This window comes from Arthrobacter mangrovi (genome assembly GCF_026011795.1).
Taxonomy (GTDB): domain Bacteria; phylum Actinomycetota; class Actinomycetes; order Actinomycetales; family Micrococcaceae; genus Crystallibacter; species Crystallibacter mangrovi.
In genome coordinates this window covers 42,238-57,202 of the sequence record NZ_BRVS01000007.1, presented here as the reverse complement: position 1 = coordinate 57,202, position 14,965 = coordinate 42,238, and the positions used below count along the sequence as shown (strand labels likewise).

15 protein-coding genes and 1 tRNA gene are annotated in these 14,965 nt (G+C 68.3%); 7 read left to right on the top strand and 9 right to left on the bottom strand.

The window, feature by feature from the left end:
- Positions 1-96: 96 nt before the first annotated feature.
- Entirely contained in the window at positions 97-960 is an 864-nt protein-coding gene (locus AHIS1636_RS08760) for a PAC2 family protein (RefSeq protein ID WP_264795586.1), read from the top strand.
- Between the two features lie 83 nt (positions 961-1,043).
- On the opposite strand, the gene mshC is transcribed toward AHIS1636_RS08760, so the two are convergent.
- On the bottom strand, positions 1,044-2,327 hold the full coding sequence (gene mshC, locus AHIS1636_RS08755) for a cysteine--1-D-myo-inosityl 2-amino-2-deoxy-alpha-D-glucopyranoside ligase (protein ID WP_264795448.1): 1,284 nt from the start codon (positions 2,325-2,327) through the stop codon (positions 1,044-1,046).
- 52 nt (positions 2,328-2,379) lie between these two features.
- Positions 2,380-3,204 carry an undecaprenyl-diphosphate phosphatase gene (locus AHIS1636_RS08750; RefSeq protein WP_264795447.1) on the bottom strand — a complete coding sequence of 275 codons (825 nt, stop codon included), beginning with the start codon at positions 3,202-3,204 and terminating at the stop codon, positions 2,380-2,382.
- A 229-nt stretch (positions 3,205-3,433) separates the two neighbouring features.
- Here AHIS1636_RS08750 and AHIS1636_RS08745 point away from each other — a divergent pair, with 229 nt between their 5' ends.
- Positions 3,434-4,372, top strand: a complete 939-nt coding sequence (locus AHIS1636_RS08745) for an aldo/keto reductase (RefSeq protein WP_264795446.1) — start codon at positions 3,434-3,436, stop codon at positions 4,370-4,372.
- A 17-nt stretch (positions 4,373-4,389) separates the two neighbouring features.
- On the opposite strand, the gene AHIS1636_RS08740 is transcribed toward AHIS1636_RS08745, so the two are convergent.
- Positions 4,390-4,686 (bottom strand): hypothetical protein, encoded by a 297-nt coding sequence (locus tag AHIS1636_RS08740; protein ID WP_264795445.1) that lies wholly within the window; start codon positions 4,684-4,686, stop codon positions 4,390-4,392.
- Between the two features lie 51 nt (positions 4,687-4,737).
- On the opposite strand from AHIS1636_RS08740, the gene AHIS1636_RS08735 reads away from it, so the two are divergent.
- Positions 4,738-4,971 carry a DUF5703 family protein gene (locus AHIS1636_RS08735; RefSeq protein ID WP_264795444.1) on the top strand — a complete coding sequence of 78 codons (234 nt, stop codon included), beginning with the start codon at positions 4,738-4,740 and terminating at the stop codon, positions 4,969-4,971.
- A gap of 29 nt (positions 4,972-5,000) precedes the next feature.
- Here AHIS1636_RS08735 and AHIS1636_RS08730 read toward each other — a convergent pair whose 3' ends face one another.
- Both AHIS1636_RS08730 and AHIS1636_RS08725 read right to left on the bottom strand, forming a co-directional pair.
- A complete protein-coding gene (locus tag AHIS1636_RS08730; RefSeq protein WP_264795443.1) occupies positions 5,001-6,158 on the bottom strand; it encodes an acyl-CoA dehydrogenase family protein in 1,158 nt (385 codons plus the stop codon).
- 12 nt (positions 6,159-6,170) lie between these two features.
- Positions 6,171-7,475, bottom strand: coding sequence for a M20/M25/M40 family metallo-hydrolase (locus AHIS1636_RS08725; RefSeq protein WP_264795442.1), 1,305 nt, complete (start codon positions 7,473-7,475; stop codon positions 6,171-6,173).
- 191 nt (positions 7,476-7,666) lie between these two features.
- Between AHIS1636_RS08725 and AHIS1636_RS08720 the strand changes: the two genes are divergently transcribed.
- From AHIS1636_RS08720 to AHIS1636_RS08710, 3 genes are all read left to right on the top strand, one after another.
- A tRNA-Leu gene (locus AHIS1636_RS08720) sits at positions 7,667-7,750 on the top strand.
- Positions 7,751-7,907: 157 nt separating this feature from the next.
- Entirely contained in the window at positions 7,908-8,204 is a 297-nt protein-coding gene (locus AHIS1636_RS08715; RefSeq protein ID WP_264795441.1) for a hypothetical protein, read from the top strand.
- A 67-nt stretch (positions 8,205-8,271) separates the two neighbouring features.
- Complete coding sequence (locus AHIS1636_RS08710; protein ID WP_264795440.1) at positions 8,272-9,117, top strand: metal-dependent hydrolase; 846 nt, start codon at positions 8,272-8,274, stop codon at positions 9,115-9,117.
- A 56-nt stretch (positions 9,118-9,173) separates the two neighbouring features.
- Here AHIS1636_RS08710 and AHIS1636_RS08705 read toward each other — a convergent pair whose 3' ends face one another.
- Positions 9,174-9,656, bottom strand: coding sequence for a universal stress protein (locus tag AHIS1636_RS08705; RefSeq protein WP_264795439.1), 483 nt, complete (start codon positions 9,654-9,656; stop codon positions 9,174-9,176).
- Between the two features lie 110 nt (positions 9,657-9,766).
- On the opposite strand from AHIS1636_RS08705, the gene AHIS1636_RS08700 reads away from it, so the two are divergent.
- Complete coding sequence (locus AHIS1636_RS08700; protein WP_264795438.1) at positions 9,767-10,900, top strand: FUSC family protein; 1,134 nt, start codon at positions 9,767-9,769, stop codon at positions 10,898-10,900.
- A 21-nt stretch (positions 10,901-10,921) separates the two neighbouring features.
- Here the strand turns inward: AHIS1636_RS08700 and AHIS1636_RS08695 are convergent, their stop codons facing one another.
- From AHIS1636_RS08695 to AHIS1636_RS08685, 3 genes are all read right to left on the bottom strand, one after another.
- Positions 10,922-12,700 (bottom strand): thiamine pyrophosphate-requiring protein, encoded by a 1,779-nt coding sequence (locus tag AHIS1636_RS08695; RefSeq protein WP_264795437.1) that lies wholly within the window; start codon positions 12,698-12,700, stop codon positions 10,922-10,924.
- Positions 12,701-12,717: 17 nt separating this feature from the next.
- Positions 12,718-13,131 (bottom strand): CBS domain-containing protein, encoded by a 414-nt coding sequence (locus AHIS1636_RS08690; protein ID WP_264795436.1) that lies wholly within the window; start codon positions 13,129-13,131, stop codon positions 12,718-12,720.
- Positions 13,132-13,278: 147 nt separating this feature from the next.
- Positions 13,279-14,961, bottom strand: coding sequence for a glycoside hydrolase family 13 protein (locus AHIS1636_RS08685; protein ID WP_264795435.1), 1,683 nt, complete (start codon positions 14,959-14,961; stop codon positions 13,279-13,281).
- Positions 14,962-14,965: the final 4 nt, after the last annotated feature.

Genomic DNA, 14,965 nt, shown 5'->3' with positions numbered 1-14,965 from the left:
CCCGGCGGGAATTGAAACCCGACTTCCCTGACAACCGAAGAGCCTTCGGTTTAGGGTGAAGAGGTGAGCACACAGGACAACAACGAGGCTCGGGGGTTGCGTTCCCTCTTCCCGCGCCAGCACGAAGAAGGCCAGCCGCAGCGGAAGCTGACGGTGATGGTGGCCGCCTTCGAAGGCTGGAACGATGCCGGGGAGGCCGCCACGGACGCGGTGAAGTACCTGAGCCGGAGCTGGGACGGGCGGAAGGTCGCCAGCATCGACCCGGACCTCTACTACGACTTCCAGTTCACCCGCCCGATAGTGCGCCGCACCGCGTCTGGCGAACGCCGGATCAAGTGGCCCACTACCAAGCTCACCCGCTGCAGCGTTCCCGGCACCGACGTCGACGTCGTCTTCGTCCATGGCGTCGAGCCCTCCTACCGGTGGCGGGCCTACACCGCGGAACTGCTGGCGCACGCCACGGAACAGGACGTGGACTGCCTGATCCTGGTGGGCGCCCTGCTGGCGGACGTGCCCCACAGCCGGCCCATCCCGGTGACGGCCACCAGCGAGGACGACGGCATCCGCGAGGCGCTGAACACCGAGCCAAGCCAGTATGAGGGGCCGACGGGGATCGTCGGCGTGCTTTCGGAGCTGGCTTCGCTGGCCGGCATTCCCACGGTTTCGCTGTGGGCCGCCGTGCCGCACTACGTCGGGCAGGCGCCCTCCCCCAAGGCTCAGCTCGCGCTGCTTCACCGTTTGGAAGACATCCTCCAGCTTCCGCTGGACACCAGCATGCTGACCGAGGAAGCCGAGGCCTGGGAACGCGGCGTCAACGAGCTGGCCGTCGAGGATCCGGAGGTTGCCGCCTACGTGCAGCAGCTCGAGGAGGCCAAGGACACCGCCGAGCTGCCCGAGGCGACGGGCGAGTCGATTGCCAGGGAATTCGAGCGCTACCTGAAGAAGCGCCGCAAGGACTGAGGCGCCGCCGGATCGGCCCTTGGCCCTTCGGCGCCGGGATCCGTGAAGATCCACGCGCCGAAGGAGCCCTCAGCCGCAGGAGCCTAGAGGCGGATGCCGAGCAGGGCGTCGAGGACCTCGGCTATGGGAGCAGCGGCGGCCTCGCCGGACGCGGCAGCGCCACGTTCGGCTTGGCCGGCCGCGGTGACGGCACGGGCCCAGCGGTCCACCGCGTCCAGCGCGGCGGGGGCGTCCAGGTCCTTGGACAGGGCGGCGCGGATTTCCGCTGCCAGCCCTGAAACACCGTTCCCGGCGCCGCCGGCGCGGGCGGCCTCGCGCCACAGTTCCAGCCGGGCCCGACCCTGCACCAGGAGCTCGTCGGTCCAGAACCAGTCGCTGCGGTAATGCTGGCCGAGGAGCACAGTGCGGATCGCCGCCGGGTCTTCGCCGGCCGCGCGCAGCTTCGAGACGAGCACGAGGTTGCCCTTGGACTTGCTCATCTTCTCGCCATCGAGGCCCACCATGCCGGCGTGCACGAAGTGCTTTGCCAGCGGCGTGTGGGTCAGGGCATAGGCGTGTCCGGCGCTCATCTCGTGGTGCGGGAAGCTCAGGTCGGAGCCGCCGCCTTGGACGTCGAACGTCTCCGGCAGGAAGCGGCGGGCGATGATGGAGCACTCGATGTGCCAGCCAGGACGTCCCTCGCCCAGGGAATTGCCCGGCCATTTGGGTTCTCCTTCGCGGGCCACCCGCCACAGCAGGGCGTCCAGCGGATGCCGCTTGCCGGGCCGGTCAGGATCCCCGCCGCGTTCGGCGAACAGCGGCAGCATCTCCTGCTCGCTCAGCCGCGAGGTCAGGCCGAGGTGCCAACCCTCCCCTGCTGCAGCAGCGGAATCGAAATACACGTCCCCGTCCGGCTCGCCGCCGGTCCCGGGCACGCGGTACGCCAGCCCGGCCTCCAGCAGCTGCTCGACCGCGGGAATGATCCATGAAATGGACTCGACCGCCCCGATGTAGTGGTCCGGCGGCAGGACGTTGAGGGCCTCCATGTCCTCGCGGAACAGGTCGGTCTGGTCCTTGGCCAGGGCCTCCCAGTCCACGCCGGTCGCCTTGGCCCGCTCCAGCAGCGGATCGTCGACGTCCGTGACGTTCTGCACGTAGCGGACAGTGCGCCCGGCGTCGCGCCAGTAGCGGTTCAGCAGGTCGAAGGCGACGTACGTCGCCGCGTGCCCCATGTGGGTCGCGTCGTAGGGGGTGATACCGCAGACGTAGAGCGACCCGACGTCGGAGCGCTCCAGCTCGACCAGGTTTCCGGCGGCCGTGTCGAAGAGCGTCAGCCCATCGTTACCGCCGGGGATTTCCGGCACGGGGCGCGCATTCCAACCGAACAATTGACGTTCCTTCCGGTGAGTGTCGCGGACCCGGTGGGACCGCCGTCGTACTTTAGGCGCTGATAGCGCCAATGCCCAAGAGAATGTAGAGGAACAAACCCAGCCCGATCCGGTACCAGACGAAGGGCTTGTAGCTGTGGGTGGACACGAACTTCAGGAACCACCCGATGATGACGAAACCGACCACAAACGCCACCAGGGTGGCCAGCGCCGTCGGGCCGGGTCCGTAGGGGCCCGGCTCGTCCAGCCCGGTGAAGAGCTGGTAGAGACCGCTCGCGAACACCGCCGGGACGGCCAGCAGGAAGGCATAGCGGGCGGCTGCCTCGCGGGTGTAGCCCATCAGCAGCCCCGCAGTGATCGTACCGCCGGAACGCGAGACACCGGGAATCAGCGCCAGCGCCTGGGCCAGGCCGAACAAAATGCCGTGCTTGTAGGTGAGCTTGTCCAGGGCCCGGACCTGCTTGCCGATGGAGTCCGCCACCGCAAGGATCAGGCCGAACACGATCAGCATGGTGGCTACGATCCACAGGCTCCGGAAGGTGCCCTCGATCTGGTCCTGGAAGAGCAGGCCGAGCACTCCGATGGGGAGCGAGCCGATGATGACCAGCCAGCCCATCCGCGCGTCCGGGTCGTTCCGCGGGACCTTGCCGGTCAGCGAGCCGAACCAGGCCTTCACGATATTGAGGATGTCCTTCCAGAAATAGATGAGCACGGCGGTCTCGGTGCCCAGCTGCGTGATCGCGGTGAAGGCCGCGCCGGGGTCGGCCGCCCCGGGAAGGAACTCACCCACCACGCGCAGGTGGGCGCTGGAGGAAATCGGAAGGAATTCGGTCAGGCCCTGGATCAGTCCCAAGAAGGCCGCTTCAAGCCAAGTCACAAGTTAGACCTTAAAGCACGGGCAGGGCGGCGGCAGAACCGGGCGACGCGGTGCCCGGAAAGATCAGCCTGCGGGATGAGCCGTCCCACGCCGCGTCTGCGGGCCGTTCCGGTTACGTGCGACGGCGGCCTCCCGTCCGCGCGTTGCCCTCGCCTGTGCGCCCGCGGACCCGCGGTAATCAGGCGTTCCGTTTCAGCCCTGCGGCGCGCGAGGCCGTAGGCTTTTGCCCATGGAGCAGAATCGCTTGGGCAACAGCGGGCTGAAGGTGCCGCATCTTTCGCTGGGCACCATGACCTGGGGCGACACCACGGATGAAGAGCACGCCGCGATCATGCTGCGGGCGTACCTGGAGGCCGGCGGGACGCTGCTGGATACTGCGGCCGCCTACGCCGATGGCGCGAGCGAAGCGATTATCGGCGCTTTCCTGGGCGAACTGGTCCCGCGGCAGGAAGTGACAATTGTCTCGAAGGCGGGCATCGTCCGCCACCATGGCGCCCGCGAGCTCGACGCCTCGCGCGGGGCGATGCTGCGCAGCCTTGATGCGAGCCTCGCGCGGCTGGGCACCGAGTACCTGGACCTGTGGCTGGTGGACTGCTGGGACGACAATGTCCCGCTCGAGGAAACGCTGTCCGCGCTGGAGTTCGCGGTCGGGTCCGGCCGGGCCCGCTACGTGGGCGTGTCGAACTACTCCGGCTGGCAGCTGGCGCGCGCCATCTCAATTAGCGCCGTGCCCCTGGTCGCCGTCCAGTCCGAGTATTCGCTGCTCAAGCGCACGGCAGAACGCGAAGTCATTCCCGCGGCACGTGCCCTCGGGGCGGGGGTGATGGCCTGGTCCCCGCTGGGCCGCGGCGTACTCACCGGGAAATACCGCGGCGGGGTCCCGGCGGATTCCCGCGGCGGCTCCGAGGCGGGGGCGGCGTACGTCGAGCCCTACCTGTCCGGGCGGTCGGCGCGGATCACCGAGGCGCTGGCGACGGCCGCCCGCGGGCTGGACATTCCTGCCCTGGAGCTGGCCTTGGGCTGGGCACTTGACCAGCCGGGCATCGCCACCGCGGTGGTCGGGCCGCGGACACCGGCACAGCTGCACCAGATCCTTGCGGCGGCGCCGAAGCGGATTCCCGGCGAAATCGCCTCCGCCCTGGACGACATTTCGGCGACTCCGGCCTAGTCCCGCGCCGCTGCCGGCTACTTCTCCTCGATCTCCAGGTCATCGTCGAACGGATCCGCGACGTCGTCGTAATCGTCTTCCTGCTCGTCGCGTTCCTCGTCCTCGTCCTCGGTCTCGTCGTAAATCACCAGGGGTGTAACTTCGCCGTAGGCGTCGTAAAGTGCATCCTCATAGGCTTCGAAGGTTTCCATAATGGACGAGAAGGCCGCTTCCACGGCCGGGTCGTTATCTCCGCGCCGGCTGGACGCGGCGGCAAGGTGTTCTTCGAGGGCGGCGGTGAATGACTGGAGCGCGACACGCGGATCAATGGCCATGTAGTAGACGTTAGCCGTTGGGGGAAGAATAAGTGAAGAGATCGGAGGGCAATGAGGGAACAATTCGGAACCGGAACGAGCCAGCGCGAGCGTGACCATGCCCGCGACTACGAGTACCTCGTGCTGACCCTGTCCAAGGGCGAATCGATCAAGGAAGCGCGCCGCGCGCTGGCGGAGCACGCCGAGTACGGCAAGTGGGACTTGGTCCGCACCCGGCTGTATATCGGCGGCGGGCGCAAGTACTGGCTGCGCCGCAGGGTCCTGCGCGTGGAAGCCACCGTCTAGCTGTTTGCGGTCGGTACTTCGGGGGGGCTTCAGTCTTCGAGCGGGCCCAGCCAGGCGTTGGCCACGGTGCTGTGGGCCGACTCATCGTCCGAGGGGTGGTAGAGGCCTGCCAGTACGTCCCGGTAGAGCCGCTCGAGTTCGCCGCCGCGGAAATAGCCTGCGCCGCCGGAGACGCGCACCGCCTGCTCGACGACCTGCTTGGCCGTTTCCGTGGTGCGGACCTTCAGTCCTGCCAGTTTGGCGAACCATTGGCTCCCATGGTCCACCCGGTTGTCCACGTCCGAGGCCAGCCCGTCAACCTGCGGGTATATCCCGTCCATGGCCATTGCGGCCTCGGCGACGCGGCGGCGGATGTCCGGGTCCTGCGCGTAGCTGCGCCCGCTCTTCAGCGATTGTCGCCGGTGGCTGTTCTCCACGGCGAGGTCCACCGCGCGCCGCCCGATTCCGGCGTAGACGGAGGAGAGCAGGATTTCGAAACAGGCGAAGATGCCGAAGACCAGCAGGTCCGGATTGGGGCCGACCGGCAGCTTGCGGAACACCCGCTCCGGCCGCGCCACGACTCCTTCCAGGAGCGTCGTATTGGACTGGCTGGCACGCATGCCCAATGTGTTCCAGTCTTCCTTGATGCGGTACCCGGGGGCCTGGCGGTCCACGAACGCCCACACCAGCTGCGGTGCCGTGCCGGTGTCGTCGCGTCCGAAGACACCCAGCCGCGTCCAGGCGGGCGAGAGGCTCGTGAACACCTTCGCCCCCGTGAAGGAGTAGCTGCCGTCGGCCAGTGGCTGGGCAACGGTCCTGGAGTCGAAGAGGACGTGGTCGTTCCCGGCCTCCGAGACGCCGAACCCGAAGACCTCGCCCCGGCCCGCCTCCTCCAGCACGAAGGCCATGCTTCCGTCGCCGCGCTCGGCGAGTACGCGCGCCACTCCGGTCCAGACCAGATGCATGTTGACGGCCAGCGCCGTCGCAGGGGCCGCCGATGCCAGCCGGGTCTGTGCCCGGGTTGCCTGGAGCAGGCTCCAGCCCAGGCCGCCCTCCGCCTCCGGGACCAGCATCTTCAGGTAGCCGGCGCCGGCGAGATCTGCCAGGTCCTCGTCGAAGAAGCTGTTGGCCGCGTCGTAGCCGGCGGCCCGGCCGCGGATCCGCTCCAGCAGTTGGTCGGGCAGCAGTTCGTCCACTGTCTTCGGCACTGGTTCTCCTCCCTAGTACGACCTCAGCAGGCGCCCCAGCACGCGTGTCCCGAACTTCAGCGATTCCACCGGCACGCGTTCGTCCACGCCGTGGAACATCCCGGTGAAGTCCAGTTCGTCGGGCAGCCGCAGCGGTGCGAAGCCGTAGCCGGTGATGCCCAGCCGGGCCAGGGACTTATTGTCGGTTCCCCCGGAAAGCGTGTAAGGCAGGACGACGGCGTCCGGGTCCTCCGCTGCCAGCGAGTCCACCATGGCGTCCACCAGGTTGCCCGAGAAGGGGACCTCGAGTGCGCGGTCCTGGTGGACGTAGCTGATGTCGACGCCCTCCCCCGCCAGCTCCCGGATCTTGGCGAGCACGAATTCATCCTGGCCCGGCAGCGTCCGGGCATCGATCCGTGCTTCGGCCAGGCCCGGGATGACGTTCTCCTTGTAGCCGGCCTTCAGCACGGTCGGGTTGGAGGTGTTCTGCAGCGTCGCGCCGACGAACCGGGCCACGGTGCCCAGCTCCTTGAGCAGGATGTCAGGGTTGTCCGGGTCGAATTCGACGCCGGTCAGTTCGGTCACGCCGTCCAGGAAGCGGCGCGTGGTATCGGTCAGCTCGATCGGCCACTGATGGGCACCGATCCGGCCGACGGCCTGGGCCAGCGTCGTCACGGCGTTGTCCGTGTTCAGCTGCGATCCGTGCCCGGCCCGTCCCATGACTGCCAGCCGCAGCCAGGCGATGCCCTTTTCCGCGGTCTGCAGCATGTAGGCGCGTTTGCCGCCGATCGTGGCGGAGAAGCCGCCGACCTCGGAGATGGCCTCCGTGGCGCCGTCGAAGAGTTCAGGCCGGTTGTCCACTGCCCAGCGCGCACCGTACTTGCCGCCGGCCTCCTCATCCGCGAAGAAGGCGAACACCAGATCGCGCTTGGGCCGGACACCGGTCCGGGCCATGTCCCGGGCGACCGCCAGGATCATGGCGTCCATATCCTTCATGTCGACCGCGCCGCGGCCCCAGACCAGGCCGTCGCGTTCCTCGCCGCTGAACGGGTCGACCTGCCAGTCCTCCTTTTGGGCGGGCACCACGTCCAGATGGCCGTGGACGACGAGTGCACCGGCCGAGGGGTCCTCCCCGGTCATCCGGGCGACCAGTGAGGCCCGTCCGGGGGCCGACTCGAAAATTTCCGCCTGCAGGCCGGCTTCCTCGAGCAGTCCTGCGGTGTATTCGGCAGCGGCCCGCTCCCCCGGGCCTTCATTGCCCCCGTAGTTGGACGTGTCGAAGCGGATGAGTTCGCTGCAGATCCGGGCGACCTCATCCTCGGGCGAAATTGCGGGCATGGCGGGCTCCTAGCAGTCGTCTGGTGGCTCCAGCCTACCGATGACCTGCGCGGACGGGGAGGAAATCGGAGCCTGCCGGCCGGCCCGCCCGGCCTGGTCGGCGCCGATTAAGTACTTCCGGAAAAACGTGTTAGAGTTTTTCTCGCTGCTTCGAAGGAATCGGTCGAGACCGGGACCTGAGAACACCACCTGCGCGGGTGGCGGAATGGCAGACGCGCTAGCTTGAGGTGCTAGTCCTCTTATTGAGGGTGGGGGTTCAAGTCCCCCTCCGCGCACAAGGATGAGACCCCGGAGAACCAGTTGTTCTCCGGGGTCTTTTTGCATCCCGGGTTCCCTCGGCAGACGGCCTGGGCCCCCGGAATTGGTGATTGTCACCACATTGGCCCGGGCCTACCCTGAGCGGCATCCGAATCATCCAGGTAAGGAACCGTCATGGCCGGCTTTATCCAGATCATCGAATTCCAGACCTCGCGGATAGAGGAGATCGAACAGCTCGGGAGGCCTTCCCGGTCCGGCGGCACACCGGCGACCTTCCGCAGGATCCTTGCGACGGCTGATCGCGACCGTCCCGGGACGTACCTGCATATTGTCGAATTCGACTCCTATGTGTCCGCGATGGAGAATTCGCGCCGCCCGGAAACCACTGAGTTCGCAGCCCGGTTCGCGGAGCTCTGCGACGGACCCCCGGTCTTCCGCAATCTCGACGTGAGGTGGGAAGAGAAAGACTGACACTCCCGGAGGCTAGACTTCGAACCGGCGCAATGCCACACCCCAACTCGAGAGGAAGCCGGTTCCGATGCTCGGTGCCCACCATGCCGCCAGCGGAGCCGCCGCCTGGATTGCCCTGACCACACAGTTCGAAGTCTCGCTGGCGTCCGTCATCAGCGCGGATTGGGCGCAGCAGCCCGTCCTGCTGGGAGCCGGGCTGCTGGATGTCGGCCCTGCCGGCGTGATCAGCGGTGCCCTCGTGACGGCCGGCGCGGCCCTGGTCCCCGACGCAGACCATCACCGCGCCACCATCGCCCACTCGCTGCCTCCGGTTTCCAACATTGTGTGTTCAGCTGTCGGCGACCTGGCCGGAGGCCACAGGCGCGGCACCCACTCCGTCCTAGGGGTGGCCGTGTTCGTGGCCTTGGCCTGGCTGGCCGGGCTCCCGAGCTTCGAGACGCAGCGGTTTGGAACGGTCTACCCAGCGGCGGGGCTGCTCTGCATTCTGCTGGTCGCCTTCGCCGCCAAAGCCCTGAAGTTCATTCCGGACCGGCTCCGGAAAACGCCCTGGGCGGTCGGTATCGCCGTCGCCGCCTTCATTACTGCGTTCGCACCCGAACACCAGAACTGGTTCCCGCTCGCGATGGCGATCGGCGTCGTCGTCCACCTCCTCGGGGACATGGTCACCACCGGCGGCATCAACCTCTGGTGGCCGCTGCGGATCCGTCCGCCGAAGGCACTGCGCAAGGTTCCCGGCCTGCGGCGGATCTGGCGACCCAACGGCAGCTTCGCGCTGCCCCTGCTGGGCAACGCCGGGTCCTGGCGGGAGTGGCTCCTCCTGGTGCCTGTCAGTGCCTACGTCGTGCTCGTGCTGATCGGGGCGGCCTCGGAGCTGAGCCATGCCGGGATGTCGCCGTTCGTTGCGGCGCGCTGAGGCCGGAGCGCAGCGCAGGCGGCCGCCGGCTGCCGCGGGAGAGCGCGCGAGACCGCCTACTTTTTTGGCGCAGGCTCCGGATGAATGATCAACACCGGGCAGCGGGCGTGGGCTGAGACCGAGGCGCTGACGGAACCGAGCAGCATCCCCGCAAAGCCGCCGTGTCCGCGGCTGCCGACGATCAGCATGTCGGCCCCGGCGCCTGCCTTCGCCAGGACGCTTGCCGCATGCCCCTGCCGCACCGTGCGGCGCAGGCCTGCGGGCGGGTCGCTGCCGAAGGCCTCGCGCACGGCCTGGTCCAGGAGTTCGCGGGTGTCCTCCTCGGGCGTCCAATCCAGTGGCGTGAAGGTGCCCAGCGCCATATGGTACTGCCACACGGCCAACGCCTCGATGGTGCAGCCGAGCGACTCCGCCAGCCGTCCGGCGTAGCGAAGGGCGGCGATGGACAGCGGCGAGCCGTCCACTCCGACGACGATCAGCCCGCCCGCCGGTTCGCCCGCGGATTGGCCCGGGGTCGGGGCCTCGCCCGTCTCTGCCATGGCACTAGTCTCGCCGCACCGGCGGCATGCCGACAAGAGTGATGGGCGGCATGGCGCCGGGAATGACGATTCGGTGGCGGGCGGGCAGAGGGGCTGTGAAGATGGAACATATGGCCTTAGCACTCAAAGCCCCCACAGCGTTGCGCCGCGTGGTGTCCTGGATGGAAATCAACTGGAGCAAGGCGCGCATCCTGCTGGCGGTCAAGGCGGCGATCGCCGTCGCCATCGCCTGGTTCGTTGCCCCCTACATGCCGGGCGTGGCCGACGAATACCCCTACTACGCGCCGCTGGGCGCGCTGGTCAGCATGTATCCGACCCTCATGGGCTCGGTCAAGGCCGGCCTGCAGACTTTGGCGGGGCTGCTGGTGGGCGTGCTGCTGGCAGGCGCCGTGGTGGTGTTCGTCCAGCCGAACCTGGTGACCATTCCGCTGGTGGTCGGGATCGCGGTGCTGCTGTCCGGCATCGGAGCCCTGGGCTACGGCAGGGACTACGTGCCGATGGCCGCCCTCTTCGTGCTCATCATCGGCGGCCAGGATGCCGAGGACTATTCCATCGGCTATGCGGTGCAGATGGCCGTTGGAGTCGGCTGCGGCCTGCTGGTCAACGCCCTCATCTGGCCCCCGCTGAACTTCAGCGCCGCGGTACTGCAGCTATCGCGTTTCCGCACGATGCTGGCCTCGCACCTGGAGGGACTCGCGGCAGCGCTCACCGAGGAGTGGCCGCCGGAACCGGAGGCCTGGACGCGGTACAACTCCGACATTTCCACAACGGGCCATGAGGTCCGTCAGGCCGTCTACCATGCCGATGAAAGCCGCAAGGGCAATCCGCGCGCCCGCCGCCTCAACCGGGACGTGGGCACCGACTACCAGACCCTTCGCGCGCTGGAGACCGTCGCGTTCCATGTCAAAGACATCACGGACGTGCTGGCCGGCGCCGGAGGGCTGAAGCCGCTCTCCGGGGAGCTCCCGGACGGCCTGTTCGAGCCCTTGTCCGACACCCTATGCTCCGCGGCGGACATCCTCCATGCCTGGGAATCCGGCGACGACGATTTGCCGGAGCGCCTGCAGGCCGCCGAGGAGCAGCTTGACGGGCTGCTGCAGGCGGTCGATGCCCGAACCGATGCCGGTGCGGGGGCTCTGAGCCCCGCCGCCAGCGTCGCAACCTCCGTGCGTCGAATCATCGAAACCGTGAGGATCGCGACGGGCACGGACGAGGACGCGGACAAGGACGACGAAGCCGCCTGAATGGTGCCGGGGCGCCGGGTCCTACCCCTGCTCTTCCTGGCGGACGTACTGCTCCAGCAGGCGGCTCGCGTGCCGGCCGGAGCCGCCTTCTTCCCCGAGTGCCTCCTGCATATCTTCGGCCTTCTCCTTGCCCGCCGGGAACGGCGGCAGCAGCGGCACTTCCGGATCGGTCACGAAGTCCAGCAGGAAGGGACGCTCCGCGGCCAGCGCCCTTTCCCAGGCCGGACCGACCTGCTCCGGATCATCAACGCGCATCCCCTCCAGCCCGAGCAGGCGGGCATAGCCGGCATAGTCGAACTCCGGGATGGCCTGGCTGGCGTCGAACCGCGGTTCGCCCTCCATTTCCCGCTGTTCCCACGTCACCTCCGCCAGCTCCCGGTTGTTGAGGACGCAGATGACGAAGCGGGGGTCGGCCCACTGGCGCCAAAGCCTGGCCACGGTGATCAGTTCGGACAGTCCGGCCATCTGCAGTGCCCCGTCGCCGCTTACGGCGATCACCGGCGCCGCGGGCCGGTCAAGCTTCGCGGCGAGGGCGTACGGAATGGAACACCCCATGCTCGCCAGCGTGCCGGAGAGGTGGGCCTGGACTCCCCTCGGCAGCACGAGCTGCCGGGCGTACCAGTAGACGCAGCTGCCCACATCGACAGCCAGCCGCGCATCCTGCGGGAACCGTCCGCTGAGCTCGTGCAGCACCCGCTCGGGATTGATCGGGCTGGCCGGCGTCATGGCCCGGCGTTCGGACAGCCCGCGCCAGTCCTCGACCCACTGTCCGACTCTGTCCTGCCAGGCTGCATCCGGGGTGCCGGACAGCAGCGGCAGCAGGGCCTCCAGGGTGGGTGCGGCATCGCCGGCGAGGCCTGCCTCCACGGGATAGCGGATGCCGATCGCGGCCGGGTTGGCATCGATCTGCACGGCCCGCGCCGATCCGGGCGGCGGATAGAACTCCGTCCAAGGGTCCTTCGACCCGATGATGAGGAGCGTGTCGCAGTTGCCGAGGAGCTTGCCGCTCGCGCCGGTTCCGAGGTGTCCCATCGTTCCGGCGGCATAGGGCAGCCGCTCGTCGACGAAGGGCTTGCCCAGCAGGCTCGTTGCGATTCCGGCGCCGAGCCGTTCCGCCACCGCTTCGACCTGCTGCGCGGCGCCGCGCGCGCCCTGGCCAACGAGCAGCGCAATCCTGTGTCCTGCGTTGAGCACGTCCGCGGCCGCCTGCAGGTCGGCGGCCTGGGGAAGCGCCGTCGACGGACGCCACTGCGGTGATGTGACCAGGATCCCGTGTTCGTGCTCCAGCTCGGCGGCGGGCAGTTTCTGCACGTCGTGGGGAACAATAACGACGGCGGGGCCGCGGTGCGTCAGTGCGGCCTTGAAGGCGCGGTCCATGGCCATGGGAAGGGCCTCGGCGGAATCCACCTGCTGCCGGTAGCAGGCGACATCGCGCATCAGCAGGGCCAGGTCGATCTCCTGCATATAGCCCGAACCGAGGACGCTGCGGGACTGCTGGCCCACGAGCGCGACCACGGGCGCACCGTCCAGCTTGGCATCGTAGAGCCCGTTGAGCAGGTGGATGGCGCCCGGACCCTGGGTCGAGGTTACGACGCCGACGGTGCCTGTGTATTTCGCATGGCCGGCGGCCATGAAGGCGGCGTTCTCCTCGTGCCGGGCCTGGACGAAGTCGACCGTGCCCGCCCGGCGCAGCGCGCCCATGAACGTGTTGATGCCGTCGCCGCTGTACCCGAAGACGCGGGGCACGCCCCAGGCCTCGAGCCGTTCGACCATGACGTCGGCTGCGCTGCGCTGGGGCATGCGGGCCGCTCCTCCGACTAGTAGGAAATGAACTCGACCAGGTCCCCCACCCGGTCTTCGGGGTAGTTGCGGGCGATGTCGGCCTGGCTGAGGATTCCGACCAGCTCGTGTCCGTCGATCACGGGAAGCCGCCGCACCTGGTGGGACTGCATGGTCCGGATGGCTTCCTCAATGCCGTCGTCGGCCCCGATGGTGACGGGCTTGCCCTCGGCCAGTTCGCCCGCCTTCGCCGTCCGGGGATCGCCGCCGCGGGCCAGGCATTTAGTGACGATGTCGCGGTCCGTCAGCATTCCCTTGAGCCGGTTGTCCTCGCCGCAGATGGGCAGCGATCCGACATCCAGCTCGAGCATCTTGCGGGCCGCCGCCTCCAGCGTCTCGTTCTCACCGATGCATTCGGCATTGCCCGTCATGATTTCCCGTGCTGTCAGCATCCTTCTCACTCCTGCAGATGGAACTTGTAAGGGTACTTACTTGTCTAGCACTGTCGGGTCCGGGGTTGAAGAGCCAAGGCCGATCCGGGCCCCGCACCGCGCCCGGCCGCGCCCGCGCCGGCCTGGGCGCCTGCGCCAGCCCGCCGGTCACCGGGTCAGCCAGGCCGTCGTGTCGGGCGGCAGTTCTCCGGCCCGAAGGGGACCGCTGCTAATCCGGCAGGTACCGGCCGGCAGTGCCACGTCGCTGCTGCTGAAGTTGGTGATGCAGTGCCAGCCTCCCGGCCGGATGAAGTGCAAGACGTCGTCGGCGGCGCCGTCGGCCCAGGTCAGCTCTTCGTAGCCCTGGAGTTCGCGGCGGAGCCGAAGGGCCGCCCGGTAGAACTCAAGGGTTGAGTCTGCCTGGCGGTCCTGGACCTCTACCGCGGCATCCGCGAACCAGGCGGGCTGCGGCAGATGCGCTCCGTCGGGCCCGAAGCCGAAGGACGGGCCTCCGGTCGTCCAGGGCAGCGGCACCCGGCAGCCGTCCCGTCCCTTGAGCTTCCGTCCGGTCCGCTGCCAGATCGGATCCTGCAGGGCTTCTGCGGGCAGGTCGGCGACTTCGAACAGACCCAGTTCCTCGCCCTGGTAGAGGTAGGTCGAGCCGGGCAGCGCCAGGATCAGGAGGGTAGCCGCGCGGGCCCTCCGGAGTCCCGCCTCATAGTCCACCTCGGGATCGGCGCCGTCGCCCATCAGCCAATGGCCGAGGTCGTGCCCCGGGGGCAGGCCGTAGCGGCTGGCGTGGCGGACGACATCGTGGTTGGAGAGGACCCAGGTGGACGACGCCCCGGAGGCGGCTGCCTGGTCGAGATTGTTCGTGATGATCTCGCGGAAGGCATGCGGGTCGAAGTCGGCGCGCAGCAGGTCGAAGTTGAAGGCCTGGCCCAGGCCCTCGGGGCTGGCGTAAGCCGGCCGCCGTTCGGCTGGTACCCAGGCCTCTGCGACAGCGCTCCTCGGCGGGTCGTATTCGTCGAAGACCTTGCGCCACTCTGCGTAGATCTCATGGACCTCATCGCGGTCGAAGAGCGGATCCTTGCCATCCACCGGCGTCAGTTCGTCGGCGACGGTCGGCTTGCTGCGCAGCGGTTCCGACATGTCCTTGGCGAGGGCATGGGCCACGTCCACGCGGAAGCCGTCCACTCCCCTGTCCGACCAGAACCTCAGCGTCGTTTCGAAGTCCTTGCGGACCTCGGGGTGCTCCCAGTTCCAGTCCGGCTGTTCCTTGGCGAACAGGTGCAGGTACCACTGTCCCGGTTCCCCGGACGGCTCGGTGATCCTGGTCCAGGCGCTCCCGCCGAAATGGGAGACCCAATCGGAGGGCGGCCTCGACCCGTCCGGGCCCAGGCCGTCGCGGAAGATGTAGCGGTCCCGGGCAGGCGACCCGCGGCCCGCGGCGAGGGCCTCGCGGAACCACGAATGCTCGTCGGACGAGTGGTTCGGCACGATGTCGACGATGATCTTGATGTCGGCGGCGTGGAGGGCCTGGGCCATGCGATCAAAGTCGTCGAGCGTTCCCAGCCTTCGGTCCACGTCCCGGTAATCGGCCACGTCGTAGCCGCCGTCTGCGAGCGGCGAAGGGTAGAAGGGACTGAGCCACACCGCATCGATGCCCAGTGCGGCCAGGTACGGAACCTTCGCCGCGACCCCGCGCAGGTCGCCGAGGCCGTCTCCGTCGGCGTCCGCAAAGCTGCGCGGGTAGATCTGGTAGACGCTTGCCTGCCGCCACCAGTTGGGGTCGGCGGAGCGCCGGGCCGTGCCTGTGCTGGTTCGTGCCGTGCCTGTGCTGTCGGTCATTACG

Excerpts from the sequence above, each read along its gene's own strand:
- AHIS1636_RS08685 (WP_264795435.1), bottom strand. The coding sequence starts at position 14,961 with ATGACCGACAGCACAGGCACGGCACGAACCAGCACAGGCACGGCCCGG.
- AHIS1636_RS08740 (WP_264795445.1), bottom strand. The coding sequence starts at position 4,686 with ATGGCCATTGATCCGCGTGTCGCGCTCCAGTCATTCACCGCCGCCCTC.
- AHIS1636_RS08700 (WP_264795438.1), top strand. The coding sequence starts at position 9,767 with ATGGCCTTAGCACTCAAAGCCCCCACAGCGTTGCGCCGCGTGGTGTCC.
- AHIS1636_RS08745 (WP_264795446.1), top strand. The coding sequence starts at position 3,434 with ATGGAGCAGAATCGCTTGGGCAACAGCGGGCTGAAGGTGCCGCATCTT.
- AHIS1636_RS08715 (WP_264795441.1), top strand. The coding sequence starts at position 7,908 with ATGGCCGGCTTTATCCAGATCATCGAATTCCAGACCTCGCGGATAGAG.
- AHIS1636_RS08735 (WP_264795444.1), top strand. The coding sequence starts at position 4,738 with ATGAGGGAACAATTCGGAACCGGAACGAGCCAGCGCGAGCGTGACCAT.
- AHIS1636_RS08695 (WP_264795437.1), bottom strand. The coding sequence starts at position 12,700 with ATGCCCCAGCGCAGCGCAGCCGACGTCATGGTCGAACGGCTCGAGGCC.
- AHIS1636_RS08725 (WP_264795442.1), bottom strand. The coding sequence starts at position 7,475 with ATGCCCGCAATTTCGCCCGAGGATGAGGTCGCCCGGATCTGCAGCGAA.
- AHIS1636_RS08710 (WP_264795440.1), top strand. The coding sequence starts at position 8,272 with ATGCTCGGTGCCCACCATGCCGCCAGCGGAGCCGCCGCCTGGATTGCC.
- AHIS1636_RS08690 (WP_264795436.1), bottom strand. The coding sequence starts at position 13,131 with ATGCTGACAGCACGGGAAATCATGACGGGCAATGCCGAATGCATCGGT.
- AHIS1636_RS08705 (WP_264795439.1), bottom strand. The coding sequence starts at position 9,656 with ATGGCAGAGACGGGCGAGGCCCCGACCCCGGGCCAATCCGCGGGCGAA.